The sequence below is a fragment of the Klebsiella sp. 7-CIP_Kleb. genome (assembly GCF_050378655.1).
GTDB classification, from domain to species: domain Bacteria; phylum Pseudomonadota; class Gammaproteobacteria; order Enterobacterales; family Enterobacteriaceae; genus Klebsiella; species Klebsiella quasipneumoniae.
The window spans coordinates 869087-888101 of sequence record NZ_JBNRLJ010000001.1 but is presented as its reverse complement, the minus strand read 5'-3'; the positions used below and the strand labels follow the sequence as shown (position 1 = coordinate 888101).

Below are 19015 nucleotides of genomic sequence, written 5' to 3'. Positions count from 1 at the left end.
TTTTATTTTCAGGTTAATCAGCGCCAGGCGCTGGGGTCATGTCAGTGTCACGCTAATAAGGCGCGGCAATACGGCGATGAACCAGGCGGCCGGCGCAGCGGGCGAAAAGCAGTTCGCCGCCTATCGCCAGCAGGGAAACCACCAGCGAGCCGCCGATCACCTGCGGGATATCCCGTTGCCCGAGTCCGTCGATCAGAAATCGTCCCAACCCGCCCAGACCGGCATAGGCTGCGACCACCGCCGTGGCGATAAGCTGAACCAGCGCGGTGCGCACTCCGGCGAGGATCAGCGGCGCCGCCAGCGGGATCCGCACCTGCCACAGGCTTTGCCAGGGGGTCATGCCCAGCGCGATGGCCGCATCGCACAGCGGGCGGTCGGCGTGATAAATCCCCACCCAGGTGTTAGTGAGAATCGGCGGAATAGAAAGCGCGATAAGCGCCGCCAGCACCGGGATATCGTTAAAGCCAAAAACGATGATGCATAATAAAATCAGCCCTAACGAAGGGATGGCGCGGCCAAGATTAAACAGGTTGATCACCACGAAGGCGCCTTTGCGCCAGTAGCCCAGGGCGATACCAAGCGGCAGGGCAATGGCGCAGGCCACGGCCATGCTGACCAGCACGTAATAAAGGTGTTGGCCCAGGCGCAGCAGGATGCCCTCGTCGCCCAGCCAGTGCTCCGGCTGGGTCAACCAGTGAAAGGTGGCGAGAAGCAGTGTCATCATTTCGTCCACGGCGTTAGCCAGTCGCCGAGACGGGCGATCAGCCCGTCAAAGACCAGCGACAGCAGCAGGCTCAGGACCAGGCTGACGATAATCGGCGTCAGAAAGTCCTGATTAAAACCCGCCAGCAGCAGCTGTCCCAGCCCGCCCTGGCCGATCAGCGCGGTGACGGTGACCAGGCCGACCAGCGTTACCGAGGCAATGCGCAGCCCGGCAAACAAGGAGGGCAGCAGCAGCCACAGCTCGATATCGAAGAAGCGGAATCCCCGGGTGTAGCCGAGCGCCCGCGCCGACTCCAGCGCCGCCTGTGGCAGCTTTTCTATGCCGGCCAGCATGTTGCGCAACAGGATCAGCAACGAGTACAGCGTCAGGCCAATCAGCGAGGTAGTCAGCGACAGCCCGGTAAACGGCAGTAATAAAATAAAGAGCGCCAGCGAGGGAATGGTAAACAGCACGCCGCAAAGGGTGATGAGCGGCTGCGCCGTCGCGGGCCAGCGCAAGGTAATGGCTAACAGGCCGCCGGTGAGCAGGGAGCCGAAAAGTAGCGCCAGCAGGACCATCCGCGCATGCTGCCAGAGGAGATCGCCGATCATCGCGCGGTTATCGATAACCCAGCCCCAGTCAATCATGAGGTCTCACTCCCACCGCGCCGTCGAGCACTTGCTGCAGCAGGGCGTGAGACACCGCCCCCTGGTATTGTCCTTCGCCATCCACATGCACCAGCACGCCGGTCGCCACGTCGAGCAGCGCGCTATAGGCAAAACGCAGGCTGTGGCTGCTGGCGAGCGGGCGCTCCACCGGCAGGGTGAGACCTCGCAGCGGATCAAACCAGTGCAGCGGGCGTCGCTGGCGGTCAAGCACCAGGCGCAGCGGGCTGGCCAGCGGTGGATGGGCGCTGGCGATCGGCGTTAGCGCTTCGTCGAGCAGGGGGACATCGTGACGCGGCAGCTGGCCGACCTGTATCATGCCCAGCCGCTTCAGATTGGGTTCCGGACCAATAAAGCGGCGCACGAACTCGCTTGCCGGGTGGGCCAGAATACGGTCGGGGGTATCAAACTGCGCCAGCACGCCGCCTTCCTGGAAAATGGCGATTTTATCGCCGAGACGGATCGCTTCATTGATGTCGTGGGTCACCAGTACAATGGTTTTCTGCAGCCGCTGCTGCAACAGCAACAGCTCGTCCTGGAGGCGTTCACGGACCACCGGGTCGATGGCGGCGAAGGGCTCATCCATCAGTAAAATCGGCGGATCGGCGGCGATGGCGCGGGCGATGGCTACGCGTCCCTGCTGGCCGCCGGAGAGCTGATGCGGATAGCGGTGCAGCAGATGGCTGTCGAGCGACATCAGCGCCACCAGTTCGTCAATGCGCGCGCGGATCCGCGCTTTGCTCCAGCCCGCCAGCCGCGGTACGGTGGCGATATTTTGCGCCACGGTACGATGGGGAAAGAGCGCGGCGCTTTGCATCACGAAGCCGATCTGGCGGCGGACCTGGATAATATCAGCGTCAGCGAGGCGGACGCCCTGAATATAGACGTCGCCGCTGTCGGGAATATCCAGCTGGTTAATCATGCGCAGGATAGTCGTTTTTCCGCAGCCGCTCGGGCCGACGAAGGTGCAGAATTCGCCATGATCAATATCCAGACTGAGGTTGCGAATGGCCGGCTGGGCGCTGCCTGGGTAGGTTTTGCAAAGATGCGTTAATTTAATCATGGTGGAATTCAACACTCTGAATAATAAAGTCCTGACCCGGATAAAGTAGCGCCGGGATCCTGGCTCAAACTACAGAGCGCCTGCGGGGAGGGCAAATACGTTATTTGCATTTGCATAGTGAAAAGCTGGTTAATCAGTTGCGGTGGAAGAAAAGCCGGAAGGTTGTTTTATGGATTTGTGATCGGCAACACAAATGACTCTCAAGCGGCCACCGTAAAAAATAAATTACCAGGGTTGATTTTAATCAAAGTATGACCGCCTGCGATAGGGCGGAAAAAGCCGTACCGTCCGCCGCACAAGAAAAACTAAATTGTGAATATAATGTTTCTTTGATGTAAATAATGCCTGTGCCCTTTTCCCGCCCGCCGCAGATAAAATGTGATGCCAAACCGACTTGTCGTTAAATAAGGGCGTTGATTACGTCTGCTTTTTATTCTTTACAGCATTAATTTAATTTTCGGCTCTCTTCTCACCCTGACAGCGTTGGTTAAATAGCGTGCAAAAGGCGTATTTTTTATCGCCATTCTGCCGTCGATGTTATTGCCATCAATTATTTTTATCCCCGCATTCGGTCACGACAAAAGGCGTGCAAATAGCGTTCATGATGCTTTTAATGTATTGATTTTAATTTATTTATTCTGACTTGTGACTCTTGCTCATCCGCCGCGGCGGAGCCTTTGTGAGAGCTCTCACATAACACGGTGATCGCGATTTGTTACACTTTCCGCCGTCAACAAAGGAATGAAAGCGAGACGTGATGAATACTTTTTCTCTGCCTAAAACTCAGCATCTGGTGGTTTTCCAGGAAGTGATCCGCAGCGGGTCAATCGGGGCTGGAGCAAAAGCGTTAGGACTCACTCAGCCGGCGGTCAGTAAAATCATTGGCGACATGGAAAGCTATTTTGGCAGCGAGTTAATCGTTCGGCGAAATACCGGCGTCTCGCTCACCGAGGCCGGGCAGGTATTTCTTAACTGGTCAGAGACAATCACCCGTGAAATGAAAAATATGGTCAATGAAATGAATGCCCTGACCAACAGCACGGTAGTGGATGTCTCCTTTGGTTTCCCCTCGCTGGTGGGGTTTACCTTTATGTCGGAGATGGTGCATCAGTTCAAAATGACCTTCCCCAAGGCGCGGGTCTCAATGTATGAGGCGCAGCTCTCCGCCTTTTTGCCGGCAATCCGCGACGGCCGCCTCGACTTCGCCATCGGGACGCTGAGCGATGAGATGAAGCTGCAGGACCTGCACGTCGAGCCGCTGTTTGAGTCTGAGTTTGTGTTGGTGGCGAACCGGGCGCGGATCGGCAACGGCACCGTCCGCCTGGCCTCGCTCCAGCACGAGCAGTGGGTGCTGCCGGAGACCAATATGGGTTACTACAGCGAACTGCTGACCACCCTGCAGCGCAGCGGCATCCGCCGCGAAAATATCGTCAATACCGATTCGGTGGTGACGATCTATAACCTGGTGCTCAATGCCGATTTTCTGACGGTCATTCCCTGCGACATGACCACGCCGTTCGGCTCGAGCCAGTTTGTCACCATCCCCATTAAAGAGGCCTTGCCGGTGGCGCGCTATGCGGCGGTGTGGTCGAAAAATTACCGGCTGAAAACCGCGGCGGCGTCGCTGGTGGAGATGGCGAAACAGTATTCATCGGGGCAGGGCAACCGCCACTGGCAGCCAATAGAAATTGCCTGACTGATAGTTATTAAATAACCCAACACCCATCCTCGCTGTTATCAGCAGGATGACGCCCGGTTATTGACTTTATCTTAAGAAACAGAGGCCATCATGCATATTACCTACGATCTTCCGGTATCGATTAACGATATTCTCGAAGCGAAACAACGCCTGGCAGGAAAGATATATAAAACGGGTATGCCGCGCTCGAATTATTTTAGCGAACGCTGCAAGGGGGAAATATTTCTTAAATTCGAAAATATGCAGCGCACGGGCTCATTTAAAATTCGCGGCGCCTTTAATAAGCTCAGCGGGTTAACCGCGGCGGAAAAACGCAAAGGGGTGGTGGCCTGCTCAGCGGGCAACCACGCCCAGGGCGTCTCGCTCTCCTGCGCCATGCTCGGCATTGACGGGAAAGTGGTGATGCCGAAAGGGGCGCCGAAATCGAAAGTCGCCGCCACCTGCGATTATTCGGCGGAGGTGGTGCTGCATGGCGATAATTTTAACGATACCCTCGCCAAAGCCAGCGATATTGTTGAACTTGAAGGCCGTATTTTTATTCCCCCCTATGACGACCCGCAGGTTATTGCCGGGCAGGGCACCATCGGTCTCGAAATATTAGAAGATCTGTATGACGTGGATAATGTCATCGTGCCGATTGGCGGCGGTGGCTTAATTGCCGGCATCGCGATTGCGATTAAATCCATTAACCCGACGATCCGTATTATCGGCGTGCAGTCGGAGAATGTTCACGGTATGGCCGCCTCCTGGTACGCCGGAGAGATCACCAGCCATCGCCACGCCGGCACTTTAGCCGATGGCTGCGATGTCGCCCGCCCGGGGAAACTGACCTATGAAATCGCCCGCCAGCTGGTGGATGACATCGTCCTCGTCAGTGAGGACGACATTCGCCAGAGCATGGTCGCCTTAATTCAGCGCAATAAAGTGATCACCGAAGGGGCCGGGGCCTTGGCCTGCGCCGCGTTATTAAGCGGCAAATTAGACAGCTATATCCAGAACCGCAAAACGGTCAGCCTGATTTCCGGCGGCAATATCGATCTCTCGCGGGTCTCGCAAATTACGGGTTTTGTTGACGCTTAATTCAATACAGAAGTGAGGACAGGATATGAGTACGACTGAGAGCATTGCATCCAGCCAGACAAGCCTTTCGTCCTGGCGTAAATCTGACACCACCTGGACCCTGGGCCTGTTTGGCACCGCTATCGGCGCCGGGGTACTGTTTTTCCCCATCCGCGCCGGCTTCGGCGGGCTGATCCCGATCCTGGTGATGCTGGTGCTGGCCTATCCCATTGCCTTCTATTGCCATCGGGCGCTGGCGCGGCTGTGCCTGTCGGGGGCTAACCCCTCCGGCAATATCACCGAAACGGTGGAAGAGCATTTTGGCAAAACCGGCGGGGTGGTGATCACCTTTCTGTACTTCTTCGCCATCTGCCCGCTGCTGTGGATTTATGGCGTCACGATCACCAATACCTTCATGACCTTCTGGGAGAACCAGCTACAGATGCCGGCCCTCAACCGCGGGGTGGTGGCGCTGCTCCTGCTGCTGCTGATGGCGTTTGTCATCTGGTTTGGTAAAGACCTGATGGTCAAGGTGATGAGCTATCTGGTGTGGCCGTTTATCGCCAGCCTGGTGGTGATCTCCCTGTCTCTGATCCCTTACTGGAATAGCGCGGTGATTGACCAGGTGAACCTCAGCGATATCGCCTTAACCGGTCATGACGGCATTCTGGTGACAGTATGGCTGGGCATCTCCATTATGGTGTTCTCCTTCAACTTCTCGCCGATCGTCTCCTCGTTTGTGGTCTCCAAACGCGAAGAGTATGAAGCGCACTTTGGCCGGGAGTACACCGAACAAAAATGTTCGCAGATTATCTCCCGGGCCAGCATGCTGATGGTGGCGGTGGTGATGTTCTTCGCCTTCAGCTGCCTGTTTACCCTCTCGCCGCAGAACATGGCGGACGCCAAGGCGCAGAATATCCCGGTGCTCTCCTATCTGGCGAATCACTTTGCCTCGATGTCGGGCACTAAATCCACCTTTGCCACCCTGCTGGAATATGGCGCGTCGATTATCGCCCTGGTGGCCATCTTCAAATCGTTCTTCGGCCACTATCTCGGCACCCTCGAGGGGCTGAACGGGCTGATCCTGCGCTTCGGCTATAAAGGGGATAAAACCCGCGTCTCCAGCGGCAAGCTCAATACCCTGAGCATGGTGTTCATCATGGGCTCGACCTGGGTGGTGGCGTATGCCAACCCCAATATCCTCGACCTGATTGAGGCCATGGGCGCGCCGATTATCGCCTCGTTGCTGTGTCTGCTGCCGATGTACGCCATTCGTAAAGCGCCTTCGCTGGCCAAATACCGTGGCCGTCTCGACAACCTCTTTGTGACCGCTATTGGTCTGCTGACCATCCTCAACATCGTTTACAAACTGTTCTAATCCGGCTCAGGCCACGCGGAGTACAACATGACTGAATTTCCGGTAGTTCTGGTGATCAACTGCGGCTCGTCGTCGATCAAATTTTCCGTGCTGGACGCCGCCAGCTGCGACTGCCTGCTCAACGGCGTGGCCGAGGGCATCAACGCAGACCAGGCGTCTCTCTCGCTTAACGGCGGCAAACCGGTGGCGCTGGCGCCGCGCGGCTACGAAGGCGCCCTGCAGGCGATTGCCGGGGCATTAGCCCAACGCGACCTCATCGGCAGCGTGGCCCTGATTGGCCACCGCGTCGCCCACGGCGGCGACCTCTTCACCGAGTCGGTCATTATCAGCGAGGAGGTTATCGACAATATTCGCCAGGTGTCGTCCCTGGCCCCCCTGCATAACTACGCCAGCCTCAGCGGCATCGCCTCGGCGCAGCGGCTGTTCCCGGAGGTGATGCAGGTGGCGGTCTTTGATACCAGCTTTCACCAGACCCTGGCCCCGGAAGCCTTTCTCTATGGTCTGCCGTGGGAGTATTACCAGAACCTCGGGGTGCGCCGCTATGGCTTCCACGGCACCTCGCACCGCTATGTCTCCCGGCGCGCCCTGGCGCTGCTCGGGTTGCCGGAGCAGGAGAGTGGTCTGGTGATCGCCCACCTGGGCAATGGCGCCTCGGTCTGCGCAGTGCGCAACGGCCGCAGCGTAGACACCTCGATGGGGATGACGCCGCTGGAGGGGCTGATGATGGGCACCCGCAGCGGCGATGTCGACTTCGGCGCCATGGCGTGGATTGCCGCGGAAACCCGGCAGACCCTCAGTGACCTAGAGCGGGTGGCCAACACCGCCTCCGGCCTGCTGGGGATCTCCGGCCTTTCCTCCGACCTGCGGGTGCTGGAGCAGGCCTGGCATGAGGGCCATGCCCGCGCCCGCCTGGCGATCAAAACCTTCGTCCATCGCATCGCCCGCCATATCGCCGGCCACGCCGCCGCGCTGCAGCGTCTCGACGGCATTATTTTTACCGGCGGGATTGGCGAAAACTCGGTGCTAATCCGCCGGCTGGTAAGCGAGCGGCTGGCGGTCTTTGGCCTTGAGATGGACGCCGCCCGCAACCAGCAGCCCAATTCGGACGGTGAGCGTCTGATCTCCGCCGACGGCAGCCGGGTGCGCTGTGCGGTTATCCCCACCAATGAAGAGCGCATGATTGCCCTCGATGCGATCCGCTTAGGCCGGATCCACACCGCGGCGGCGCTGGCCTGATTTTTTTATTCTGTAGAGAGACGATGTTCATGAAAGTAGATATCGACACCCACGACGCACAATACGCCGACGCCTGGCAGGGCTTTCGCGGTACGGCGTGGCAAACGCAGATTAACGTTCGCGACTTTATTCAGCATAACTACACCCCTTACGAGGGCGATGAGTCTTTCCTCGCCGACGCGACGCCGGCCACCACCGCCCTCTGGGAGCAGGTGATGGCCGGGATCCGCGTCGAGAACGCCACCCATGCGCCGGTGGATTTCGACACCAATGTCGCTACCTCCATCACCGCCCACGCGGCGGGCTATATCAACCAGCCGCTGGAAAAGATCGTCGGCCTGCAAACGGACCAGCCGCTGAAGCGCGCTCTGCATCCCTTTGGCGGCATCAATATGATCAAAAGCGCCTTCGAGGCCTATGGTCGCGAAATGGATCCTGACTTTGAGTATCAGTTTACGGCGCTGCGCAAGACCCACAATCAGGGCGTTTTTGACGTCTATTCCCCGGATATGCTGCGCTGCCGTAAATCCGGGGTGCTGACCGGGCTGCCGGACGGCTACGGTCGCGGACGGATCATCGGCGATTACCGCCGCGTGGCGCTGTACGGCATTCGCTTTCTGGTCCGCGAACGTGAGCTGCAGTTTGCCGACCTGCAGCCAGCCCTGGAGCGCGGCGAGGCGCTGGGGGCCACCCTGCGCCTGCGCGAAGAGCTGGCCGAACAGCGGCGCGCGCTGCTGCAGATGGAGGAGATGGCGGCCCGCTACGGCTGCGATATTTCCCACCCGGCGCGCACTGCCCGTGAGGCGGTACAGTGGCTCTACTTCGCCTACCTGGCGGCAGTGAAGTCGCAGAACGGCGGCGCCATGTCGCTGGGGCGCACGGCCACCTTCCTCGACATCTATATTGAACGCGATCTGCGCGCCGGCTTACTGAATGAGGAGCAGGCCCAGGAGCTGATTGACCACTTCATCATGAAGATCCGCATGGTGCGTTTCCTGCGCACCCCGGAATTTGATTCGCTGTTCTCCGGGGATCCCATCTGGGCGACGGAAGTGCTGGGCGGCATGGGGCTGGATGGTCGCACCCTGGTCAGCAAAACCACCTTCCGCTATCTGCATACCCTGCACACCATGGGCCCGGCGCCGGAGCCCAACCTGACCGTGCTCTGGTCGCAGGCGCTGCCGGTGGCGTTTAAAAAATACGCCGCCCGGGTCTCTATCGCCACCTCGTCGCTGCAGTATGAGAACGACGATCTGATGCGCAGCGATTTCCACAGCGACGACTACGCCATCGCCTGCTGCGTCAGCCCGATGGTCATCGGCAAGCAGATGCAGTTCTTCGGCGCCCGCGCCAATTTGGCCAAAACGTTGCTCTACGCAATTAACGGCGGGATGGATGAGAAACTGAAGATCCAGGTGGGGCCGAAAACCGCGCCGCTGCGCGATGAGGTGCTGGACTACGACACCGTGATGGCCAGCCTCGACCACTTTATGGACTGGCTGGCGGTGCAGTACATCAGCGCGCTGAACATCATCCACTGCATGCATGATAAATACAGCTACGAGGCGGCGCTGATGGCCCTCCACGACCGCGACGTTTACCGCACGATGGCCTGTGGCATCGCCGGCCTGTCGGTGGCGGCGGATTCGCTGTCGGCAATAAAGTACGCCCGGGTGAAGCCGGTACGCGACCATCACGGGCTGGCGGTGGACTTTGTCATTGAGGGGGATTATCCGCAGTATGGCAACAACGACGATCGCGTCGATGCCATCGCCTGCGACCTGGTGGAGCGCTTTATGCGCAAAATTCAGGCGCTGCCCACCTGGCGCCAGGCGGTGCCGACCCAGTCGATCCTGACCATCACCTCCAACGTGGTGTACGGGCAGAAAACCGGCAACACGCCGGACGGACGTCGGGCGGGGACGCCGTTCGCCCCGGGGGCCAATCCGATGCATGGCCGCGATCGCAAAGGGGCGGTGGCGTCGCTGACCTCGGTGGCGAAACTGCCGTTTACCTACGCCAAAGATGGCATCTCGTACACCTTCTCCATCGTGCCGGCGGCCCTCGGCAAAGCGCCGTCGGCGCAGGAAAATAACCTGGTGGGGCTGCTGGACGGCTACTTCCATCACGAGGAGACGGTGGAGGGGGGACAGCATCTCAACGTCAATGTGCTGAACCGGGAAAAGCTGCTCGATGCGATAGAACATCCGGAGCAGTATCCGAATCTGACGATCAGGGTCTCTGGCTATGCGGTCCGCTTTAACGCGCTGACCCGCGAGCAGCAGCAGGATGTGATCTCCCGAACGTTCACCAGCCAACTCTGAGCGGCCGCCGGGCCACAGGGGAGCCCTTAACGGGCTCTCCTGTTATCATCTTCACATTACCGCAACAAAATAATCACCACTGTTGATCATATTCGCATTTTTGCACCACGCTGGCGCGCAGCGAGCGCTAACTGCATCTATGTTTAGCTCACGGGCCGGTACGGATACCGCGTTGTCCGGCTCGCCACGTGATGGCAACCAATCTCCTGACCTGAAAGGGAATGCGCCCTTGCCGGATGCGGCACGGGTTGCCGTCGCGTGCGCACCGACCGGGGCGTCCGCTCTCCGGCGCGCCCTCTCTACCTGGCGGGATTTTTGCTTCTTCCACCCTGGCCGTCCTGGCGCTGCGCCTGCGTCGGCACCACACGGTAAGTGATATTTTCTGCGTCATTCCATGACGCCAGGCTCTAAATCGCTGAGGAATATCCGAATGTCTTTGAAACTGAAAACAATGACGCTTCATGTTGTGATAGCAGGTTGTATGAGCATGGCCTTTTACGCCCAGGCTGACGTGAAGATCGGCGTCGCCGGGCCCTTCACCGGCCCCAACGCTACCTACGGCGCCCAGTACTGGAAAGGGGCCTCGCAGGCGGTGGCTGATATCAATGCCGCCGGCGGCATCAAAGGCGAAAAAATTGTGCTGGTGCAGGGGGATGACGCGTGCGAACCGAAACAGGCGGTAGCGGTGGCTAACCGGCTGGTGGACGAAGCGAAAGTCTCCGCCGTGGTGGGGCACTTTTGCTCTTCCTCAACGATGCCAGCCTCCGAGGTGTATGACGAAGCCGGGATCCTGACCATTACCCCCGGCTCCACCAACCCACAGATCACCGAGCGCGGCATGAAGGATCTCTTCCGCATGTGTGGTCGCGACGATCAGCAGGGGGCGATTGCCGCCAACTATATGCTGGACGTGCTGAAGGCGAAGAAAATTGCCGTCATCCATGATAAAGACACCTATGGCCAGGGGCTGGCCGATGCCACCCGCGCAGCGCTGGCGAAGCGGGGCACCAAAGAAGTGTTGTACGAAGGCCTCTCCCGCGGTGAAAAAGACTTTAACGCCCTGGTGACCAAGATCGGCGCCCTCAAGCCGGACGTGGTCTACTTTGGCGGCTGCCACCCTGAGGCCGGCCCGCTGGTGCGCCAGATGCGCGAGCAGGGAGTGCAGGCTAAATTCTTCTCCGGCGACTGTATCGTCACCGAGGAGCTGGTGACGGCCGCCGGCGGGCCGCAGTTCACCAACGGCGTGCTGATGACCTTTGGTCAGGACCCGCGCACCCTCCCGGAAGGCAAAGCGGTGATCGAGAAGTTCCGCGCCAGCGGCTTTGAGCCAGAAGGCTATACCCTCTACGCCTACGCCTCCATTCAGGCTATTGCCGCGGCCTGGAACGCCGTCGGCACCGATAACGCCAAAGCCAGCGACTGGCTGAAGAACCACGACGTCGAGACGGTGATGGGCAAGAAAGCCTGGGATGGCAAAGGCGACCTCAAGGTGTCCGACTACGTGGTCTATCAGTGGGATGACAAGGGCAAATATCACCAGCTCTGATCGGCCACGACCTGAGGACGTTCTGTCCTTTTGACTTGCGAATCGTCACATGACGGCGGTCGACCGGGTACCCATCCCGGCGGCCGTCGGCCTGGCGGCTGGAGGGGCTATGACGGCGTTTTTTCTACAACAACTGATCAATGGGTTGACGCTGGGGGCGGTGTACGGCTTAATCGCCATCGGCTACACCATGGTGTATGGGATCATCGGCATGATCAACTTCGCCCACGGCGAGGTGTATATGGTCTCCGCCTACCTGTGCGCCATCGGCCTGGCGCTGCTCTCTTTCTTCGGGATCCACTCCTTTCCGCTGCTGATTTTCGCCACCCTGGTGTTCACCATCGTGGTCACCGGCGTGTACGGCTGGGCGATCGAGCGCATCGCCTACCGGCCGCTGCGCAACTCGACGCGCCTGGCGCCGCTGATCTCGGCTATCGGGATGTCGCTGATCCTGCAGAACTATGTCCAGCTGAGCCAGGGGCCGAACCAGCAGGGGATCCCGACGCTGCTCAGCGGCGCGCTGCGGATGACGGTGGGCGATGGGGTGGTGCAGATCACCTGGACCAAGGTGTTTATTCTCGTCGCGGCGCTGGCGGGGATGCTGATCCTGACCTGGATTATTCAGTACACCCGGCTGGGGCGCATCTGCCGTGCCACCCAGCAGGACCGGCGCATGGCGGCGATCCTTGGCATCAATACCGACCGGGTGATCTCCCTGGTGTTTGTCATCGGCGCGGCGATGGCCGGCCTGGCCGGGGTGCTGGTGACCATGAACTACGGCACCTTCGACTTCTACATCGGATTTATTATCGGCATCAAAGCCTTCACCGCCGCGGTGTTGGGCGGGATTGGCTCGCTGCCGGGCGCGATGCTGGGCGGACTGCTGCTTGGGGTGGCCGAAGCCCAGTTCGCCGGAATGGTGAATTCAGATTACAAAGACGTTTTTTCCTTTGCGCTGCTGGTGGCGATCCTGATTTTTCGCCCGCAGGGGCTGCTGGGTCGTCCGCTGGTGGCCAAGGTCTGAGGGGGCTCTATGGGTGAACTGACGCGCCAGCCTGCGCGGGAAATCAAAAGCGCGCTGATCGACAGCGTGCTGGCCGGTCTTTGCGCATTAATTGTCTTTGGCCCGATCGTCGGCGTGGTGCTCAAAGGGTATGGCTTTACCCTCGCGCCCGCGCGGGTGGCGATTCTGGTGGCGGTGGTGATGGCCGGCAGGCTGGCGCTCAGCCTGCTGCTGCAGAGCCACCGGGGAAAAGCCTTTATTGCCCGCTTTGAGGGGGCGGATGACGGGGTGTACGTCCGGCCGCCGGGCTACCGTTCGCGGCTGCGCTGGATAATGCCGATGCTGGTGGGCCTGGCCATTGTCTTTCCGTTTCTCGCCACAAAATATCTGCTGACCGTGGCCATCCTTGGGCTGATCTACGTCCTGCTCGGCCTGGGGCTGAATATCGTCGTGGGGCTCGCGGGGCTGCTCGATCTGGGCTATGTGGCGTTCTATGCCATCGGCGCCTACGGCCTGGCGCTGGGCTACCAGTACCTCGGGCTCGGCTTCTGGGCGATGCTGCCGCTGGGGGCGGTGATGGCGGCCCTCGCCGGGGCATTGCTCGGTTTTCCGGTGTTGCGTATGCATGGCGACTACCTGGCTATCGTCACCCTCGGCTTTGGCGAAATTATCCGCCTGGTGCTCAACAACTGGGTGAGCTTCACCGGCGGTCCCAACGGCGTACCGGTGCCGTCCCCTACGCTGTTTGGCCTCGAATTTACCCGCCGGGCTAAGGATGGCGGCATCCCCGTCCATGAGTTTTTCCACGTCAACTACAACCCCAACCTGAAATTCATCTTTCTCTACGCCGTGCTGTGCCTGGTGGTGATGCTGGTGCTGCTGGTGAAGCATCGCCTGACGCGGATGCCTATCGGCCGCGCCTGGGAGGCGCTGCGCGAGGATGAGATCGCCTGTCGGGCGATGGGGCTCAACCACGTGCTGGTCAAGCTTTCGGCGTTTATGCTCGGCGCGTCGACCGCCGGCATCGCCGGGGTGTTCTTCGCCAGCTATCAGGGATTTGTTAACCCGACGTCGTTCACCTTTTTTGAGTCGGCGCTGATCCTGGCGATTGTGGTGCTGGGGGGAATGGGCTCCACCCTGGGGGTGGTGCTGGCGGCGTTTGTCCTGACGGTCACCCCGGAGCTGCTGCGCGGGTTTGACGAATATCGCGTGCTGCTGTTTGGCGTACTGATGGTGATGATGATGATCTGGCGGCCGCGCGGCCTGGTGCGCACCAGCCGCAGCGGGGTAGCGTGGCGAAAAGGAGTCGCGCCATGACCGACAGCATCTTACGCGTTGAGCATCTGATGATGCATTTCGGCGGCATCAAAGCGCTGAATGACGTCAATCTGGAGGTGGAGCGGGGGTCGATCACCGCCCTGATCGGCCCCAACGGCGCGGGCAAAACCACGGTATTTAACTGCCTGACCGGCTTTTATCGGGCGACGGGGGGGAGCATCGTGCTGCGGGCGCGGGAAAAGGTCACCGATGTCATTCAGGTGCTGGGGCAAAAGCTTCACCCGGACGATTTTCTCCACCCGGCGCAGCTGGGGCGGCGGATCTATTACAAGATGTTCGGCGGCACCCATCTGGTGAACCGCGCCGGCCTGGCGCGTACCTTCCAGAATATTCGCCTGTTCCGCGAGATGTCGGTGATTGAGAACCTGCTGGTGGCCCAGCATACCCAGGTTAACCGCCATCTGCTGGCCGGGATCCTCAATACCCGCGGCTATCGGCAGGCGGAGAGTCAGGCGCTGGATCGCGCTTTTTACTGGCTGGAGGTGGTGGAGATGGTGGACTGCGCCAACCGTCTGGCGGGAACGCTTTCCTACGGACAGCAGCGGCGGCTGGAGATCGCCCGCGCCATGTGCACCCGCCCGGAGATGATCTGTCTGGACGAGCCGGCGGCCGGACTCAACCCGGTGGAAACCCAGGCGCTGAGCCGGATTATCCGCTTTCTGCGTCAGCAGCACGGCATCACGGTGCTACTGATCGAACATGATATGGGGATGGTGATGGAGATTTCGGATCATATCATCGTGCTCGACCACGGGGACGTCATCGCCCGCGGCGCGCCGCAGGCGATCCAGGCCAACGCCAGCGTGATTGCCGCCTATCTTGGCGCTGAGGAAGAGGAGACCCGCCGATGAGCCAGCCACTGCTTGCCTTTGATGAGGTGGATGTCTTCTACGGGCCGATCCACGCCCTGAAGCAGGTCTCCCTCACCGTCAACGAGGGGGAGACGGTGGCGCTGATCGGCGCCAACGGCGCCGGTAAATCAACGCTGCTGATGTCGGTCTTCGGCCAGCCGCGCATTGCCGGCGGGGAGATTTTCTATCGCGGGGAGGCGATCAGCCGGAAATCGACCCACTTTATCGCCAGCAACGGCATCGCCCAAGCCCCGGAAGGGCGGCGCATTTTTCCCGATATGACCGTCGAGGAGAATCTGCTGATGGGGACCATTGCCATCGGCAACCGCTATCAGGCCGAGGACAAGGCCCGGATGTACCAGCTGTTCCCCCGGCTGGAAGAGCGGCGGGGACAGCGGGCGATGACCCTCTCCGGCGGCGAGCAGCAGATGCTGGCCATCGCCAGGGCGCTGATGAGCCGGCCGCGCCTGCTGCTGCTGGATGAGCCGAGCCTGGGGCTGGCGCCGCTGGTGGTGAAGCAGATATTTCAGATCCTGCGCGAGCTGACGGCCCAGGGAATGACGCTGTTTCTGGTGGAGCAGAACGCCCGCCATGCCCTCAACCTGTCGGACCGCGCCTATGTGATGGTGAACGGTCAAATCCGCCTGAGCGGTAGCGGCCAGGCGCTGCTCAACGACCCGGAGGTGCGTAAGGCGTATCTGGGGATCAGCGGCTGAGAGAGTTAATCCTGCGCTTCGTTACGGGTTTTAATGTGCTGCCAGAAACGTTCGGCGGCCTGGTTAAGCCGCGAGCCGGAGCGGTAGAGCCAGGCGCCGATCGGCAGCGACAGGCTCTCATCGAGGATCGTCAGACGGCCTTCGTCCAGCTCGCGCTGAATAGAGTACTGCGGCAGCCAGCCCACGCCGTCGCCATTGAGGATCATGCGCTTGAGCAGCTCGCTCATGGAAGAGACAAAGGTGAGGGAGAAGGTGATCTCCGGCGTGCGGTCGATGACCTGGTTCACCTGGCGCCCCATATAGCTGTCGTTGGCGTATTTCATCAGCGGCAGCACGCCGCGATGTAAATGAAACAGCGGCCGGCCATGTTCGTCGCAGGGGGAGACCAGGTGCAGGTAGGAATCAAAAATTTTATGATTAATAAACGGATAGTTCATTAATTCTTCATTATAGAAGGAGAGGATAAAATCGCTTTTACCCTCTTTCAGGTTAAATACGGCGTCGTTGACGTTAATCGATTCAACATGAAAAGTCTTATTTTTACGGTCGGTGTAACCGGCGATAATTTCCGGCAGCAATAACACCGACAGCGAAGGCGCGGCGTCGATTCTTATTTTTTGCGTGGTGTTATTTAAGCCTTTAATTCGGCTGATCTGAAAATCCATATCGTCGAGCATATTTCGCGCATAGCCGACAAAAATCTTCCCGCGATTGGTCAACTGCAGGGGGTTGGCGCTGCGATCGAAGATGCTGAATCCGAGGGAAGCCTCGAGCGACTGGATGCGTCGGCTGAACGAGGACTGGGAGATATTGCGGGCTTTGGCCGCCAGGGTAAAGCTGCGTGACTCCTCGAGAGCAATCACATCATACAGCCATTTAACTTCCAGATTTGCCAACACCGATCCAGTCCTCAAAAACGCAATAAAGGCTATGCAATTTTAGCATAGCGCATAGAAACTATGCAATTAACATAATTATCGACAGGTGTTAACATTTTTTGGAAAGTTGAGATTTATGAATGCGTATCGGCAACCCTACATGAGCACGATATGAAATCGCGACTCACGGTTATTTATTGCTTTATTTCATTGCCCCGGAATTATCTTATTCAATAGCGGGCGACGAAGACGAAAGCAATGAATAACCCAGGCCTCTTACCTTAAATAGTTTGTCAGGAGTTCCATGTCACAACAAATTGAATCAGTAAAAATGGCTCTGCAGGAGCTGGGGATTAATGCAAGCGGCGAATTGTTTTACAACCCTGATTACGATTTGCTTATTGCACATGAAACCTCCCCTGAGCTGACCGGCGCGGCCCGCGGCGTGATGACCGACTCTGGCGCTGTGGCAGTGGATACCGGTATCTTCACCGGCCGCTCGCCGCGCGATAAATATATCGTCAGAGACGAGCAGACGCGCGACACCGTATGGTGGGCTGACTCCGGCCTTGGCCGCAATGACAATAAGCCGTTATCGCCAGACGTGTGGCGCAGCCTGAAAAGCCTGGTCGCAGGCCAGCTGAGCGGCAAAAAACTGTACATCATCGATGCCTGGTGCGGCGCCAGCCCGGACACCCGCCTTGGCGTACGCTTCGTCACCGAGGTGGCATGGCAGGCCCACTTTGTCAAAAACATGTTTATCGTGCCGAGCGCCGACGAGCTGGCCAGCTTTACCCCGGACTTCGTGGTGCTCAACGGCGCCGGCTGCACCAATGCCAACTGGCAGGCGCAGGGCATGAACTCCGAGAACTTCGTCGCCTTTAACCTGAGCGAGCGTATTCAGCTCATCGGCGGCACCTGGTACGGCGGCGAAATGAAAAAAGGGCTGTTCTCGGTCATGAACTACCTGCTGCCGCAGAAAGGCATCGCGTCGATGCACTGCTCGGCCAACCGTGGCGAAGCAGGGGACGTCGCGCTGTTCTTCGGCCTCTCCGGTACCGGCAAAACCACGCTGTCCACCGATCCGCATCGTCAGCTGATTGGCGATGATGAGCACGGCTGGGACGATGACGGGGTGTTTAACTTCGAAGGCGGCTGCTACGCCAAGACCATCAATCTCGACCCGCAGGCGGAGCCGGAGATTTATGGCGCCATCCGCCGCAATGCGCTGCTGGAAAACGTGGTGGTGCGCGCTGACGGCAGCGTGGATTATGCCGACGGCAGCAAAACCGAAAACACCCGCGTCTCCTATCCGCTGTCGCATATCGACAATATCGTCAAGCCGGTGTCCCGCGCGGGCCATCCGTCGAAGGTGATTTTCCTTGCCGCCGATGCGTTTGGCGTTCTGCCGCCGGTCTCCCGTCTGACCACCGAGCAGATGCAGTACCATTTCCTGTCGGGTTTCACCTCGAAGCTGGCGGGCACCGAGCGCGGCATTACCCAGCCGACGCCGACCTTCTCCGCCTGCTATGGCGCGGCGTTCCTGCTGCTTCACCCGACCCAGTACGCCAGCGTCCTGGCGGCGAAGATGGCGGAATCCGGCGCCGAAGCCTGGCTGGTCAACACCGGCTGGAACGGCGAGGGTAAACGCCTGTCGCTGCGCGATACCCGCAGCATCATTAGCGCGATCCTCAACGGCACTACCGGCCCGCTGCGCGAGGAGACCATCCCGGTGTTCGGTCTTGCGATCCCGCAGAGCATTCCAGGGGTAGACAGCGCGGTGCTGGATCCGCGTAATGGCTGGAGTTCAGCGGATAAATGGCAGGAGAAGGCCGAGAGCCTGGCTCAGCTGTTTATGGATAACTTCAAGCAGTACAGCGATACCGAAGCGGGTGCGCGTCTGGCGCTGGCCGGTCCGCAGCTGCAGAAGAGCGCGGTCGAAGCCTGATCCGCGGCCAGCAGGTCGACGCCTGGCGCCGACCTGCTGGCGAGCCGCTTTACTCCGCAAAGGCCCGCAGCGCATCGCCAGTGAGGCGATAACGCACCCACTCATCCTGCGGCTGCGCGCCAATGCTCAGATAGAAATCAATCGCCGGCTGGTTCCAGTCGAGCACGCTCCACTCCAGACGCCCGCACTGACGCTGTACAGCATATTGCGCGATGGTTTTCAGCAGCGCTTTTCCGGCGCCGATCCCGCGATAGTCGGGGGTGACGTACAGATCCTCCATATAGATACCATTGCGTCCAAGCCAGGTGGAGTAGCTGGTGAAGAACACCGCGTAGCCCACCGCTTTGCCCGCCACCTCGCAGATCAGCGCTTCGGTTTTGCTGCCGCTGGCAAACAGCGTCTCTCTGATCTCCTCTGGCGTCGTCACTACCTCTTCGGGGGCTTTCTCGTAGACCGCGAGTTCATAAATCATGTCGTAGATAGCGGTGGCGTCGTCCGGGGTGGCCTGGCGGATTGTGATGCTCATGGGTCGTCCTGTCTGAATGGTATCAAGGAAAGCAACATTGCTGACCCAGAGCATAAGCGGTATTGTGAAAAGAATTAAGTGC

Annotated in this window: 18 protein-coding genes; 11 read left to right on the top strand and 7 right to left on the bottom strand. The window is 59.4% G+C overall.

The window, feature by feature from the left end; translation table 11 throughout:
- Positions 1-52 precede the first annotated feature (52 nt).
- The 4 genes from ACQUTI_RS04390 to ACQUTI_RS04375 form a co-directional block, all read right to left on the bottom strand.
- The gene (locus ACQUTI_RS04390; RefSeq protein ID WP_004203269.1) at positions 53-721 is read right to left on the bottom strand and encodes an ABC transporter permease; all 669 of its coding nucleotides are present in this window, start codon (positions 719-721) and stop codon (positions 53-55) included.
- Positions 721-1350, bottom strand: a complete 630-nt coding sequence (locus tag ACQUTI_RS04385; RefSeq protein WP_004203268.1) for an ABC transporter permease — start codon at positions 1348-1350, stop codon at positions 721-723. Before ACQUTI_RS04385 ends, ACQUTI_RS04390 begins: the two co-directional genes overlap by 1 nt.
- Complete coding sequence (locus ACQUTI_RS04380; protein WP_017899866.1) at positions 1343-2431, bottom strand: ABC transporter ATP-binding protein; 1089 nt, start codon at positions 2429-2431, stop codon at positions 1343-1345. The genes ACQUTI_RS04385 and ACQUTI_RS04380 overlap by 8 nt, the downstream gene beginning before the upstream one ends.
- 437 nt (positions 2432-2868) lie before the next feature.
- Complete coding sequence (locus ACQUTI_RS04375; RefSeq protein WP_032447029.1) at positions 2869-2991, bottom strand: hypothetical protein; 123 nt, start codon at positions 2989-2991, stop codon at positions 2869-2871.
- A 197-nt stretch (positions 2992-3188) separates the two neighbouring features.
- Here ACQUTI_RS04375 and tdcA point away from each other — a divergent pair, with 197 nt between their 5' ends.
- From tdcA to pflB, 5 genes are all read left to right on the top strand, one after another.
- Entirely contained in the window at positions 3189-4127 is a 939-nt protein-coding gene (tdcA, locus tag ACQUTI_RS04370; protein WP_004203266.1) for a transcriptional regulator TdcA, read from the top strand.
- Positions 4128-4220: 93 nt separating this feature from the next.
- Positions 4221-5210: a bifunctional threonine ammonia-lyase/L-serine ammonia-lyase TdcB gene (tdcB, locus tag ACQUTI_RS04365; protein ID WP_004203265.1), complete on the top strand. Its 990-nt coding sequence runs from the start codon at positions 4221-4223 to the stop codon at positions 5208-5210.
- Positions 5211-5235: 25 nt separating this feature from the next.
- A complete protein-coding gene (gene tdcC / locus ACQUTI_RS04360; protein WP_094311896.1) occupies positions 5236-6567 on the top strand; it encodes a threonine/serine transporter TdcC in 1332 nt (443 codons plus the stop codon).
- A gap of 27 nt (positions 6568-6594) precedes the next feature.
- The gene (tdcD, locus tag ACQUTI_RS04355) at positions 6595-7803 is read left to right on the top strand and encodes a propionate kinase (protein WP_017899865.1); all 1209 of its coding nucleotides are present in this window, start codon (positions 6595-6597) and stop codon (positions 7801-7803) included.
- A 29-nt stretch (positions 7804-7832) separates the two neighbouring features.
- Positions 7833-10127, top strand: a complete 2295-nt coding sequence (pflB, locus tag ACQUTI_RS04350; protein ID WP_109938465.1) for a formate C-acetyltransferase — start codon at positions 7833-7835, stop codon at positions 10125-10127.
- A gap of 51 nt (positions 10128-10178) precedes the next feature.
- Here the strand turns inward: pflB and ACQUTI_RS04345 are convergent, their stop codons facing one another.
- The gene (locus tag ACQUTI_RS04345; RefSeq protein WP_032425919.1) at positions 10179-10325 is read right to left on the bottom strand and encodes a hypothetical protein; all 147 of its coding nucleotides are present in this window, start codon (positions 10323-10325) and stop codon (positions 10179-10181) included.
- 289 nt (positions 10326-10614) lie between these two features.
- Here ACQUTI_RS04345 and ACQUTI_RS04340 point away from each other — a divergent pair, with 289 nt between their 5' ends.
- From ACQUTI_RS04340 to ACQUTI_RS04320, 5 genes are all read left to right on the top strand, one after another.
- Positions 10615-11673 (top strand): branched-chain amino acid ABC transporter substrate-binding protein, encoded by a 1059-nt coding sequence (locus ACQUTI_RS04340; RefSeq protein WP_025999207.1) that lies wholly within the window; start codon positions 10615-10617, stop codon positions 11671-11673.
- A gap of 109 nt (positions 11674-11782) precedes the next feature.
- Entirely contained in the window at positions 11783-12697 is a 915-nt protein-coding gene (locus ACQUTI_RS04335; RefSeq protein ID WP_023318583.1) for an ABC transporter permease subunit, read from the top strand.
- 9 nt (positions 12698-12706) lie between these two features.
- Positions 12707-13993 carry a high-affinity branched-chain amino acid ABC transporter permease LivM gene (gene livM, locus ACQUTI_RS04330; RefSeq protein WP_122543215.1) on the top strand — a complete coding sequence of 429 codons (1287 nt, stop codon included), beginning with the start codon at positions 12707-12709 and terminating at the stop codon, positions 13991-13993.
- Positions 13990-14865, top strand: a complete 876-nt coding sequence (locus tag ACQUTI_RS04325) for an ABC transporter ATP-binding protein (protein ID WP_004148803.1) — start codon at positions 13990-13992, stop codon at positions 14863-14865. The genes livM and ACQUTI_RS04325 overlap by 4 nt, the downstream gene beginning before the upstream one ends.
- Entirely contained in the window at positions 14862-15581 is a 720-nt protein-coding gene (locus tag ACQUTI_RS04320) for an ABC transporter ATP-binding protein (RefSeq protein ID WP_032456283.1), read from the top strand. Before ACQUTI_RS04325 ends, ACQUTI_RS04320 begins: the two co-directional genes overlap by 4 nt.
- Positions 15582-15586: 5 nt before the next feature.
- Here ACQUTI_RS04320 and ACQUTI_RS04315 read toward each other — a convergent pair whose 3' ends face one another.
- Entirely contained in the window at positions 15587-16480 is an 894-nt protein-coding gene (locus ACQUTI_RS04315) for a LysR substrate-binding domain-containing protein (protein ID WP_004203253.1), read from the bottom strand.
- 283 nt (positions 16481-16763) lie between these two features.
- Between ACQUTI_RS04315 and pckA the strand changes: the two genes are divergently transcribed.
- A complete protein-coding gene (gene pckA, locus ACQUTI_RS04310; RefSeq protein WP_109938782.1) occupies positions 16764-18407 on the top strand; it encodes a phosphoenolpyruvate carboxykinase (ATP) in 1644 nt (547 codons plus the stop codon).
- A 49-nt stretch (positions 18408-18456) separates the two neighbouring features.
- On the opposite strand, the gene ACQUTI_RS04305 is transcribed toward pckA, so the two are convergent.
- The gene (locus ACQUTI_RS04305; protein ID WP_002910717.1) at positions 18457-18933 is read right to left on the bottom strand and encodes a GNAT family N-acetyltransferase; all 477 of its coding nucleotides are present in this window, start codon (positions 18931-18933) and stop codon (positions 18457-18459) included.
- Positions 18934-19015: the final 82 nt, after the last annotated feature.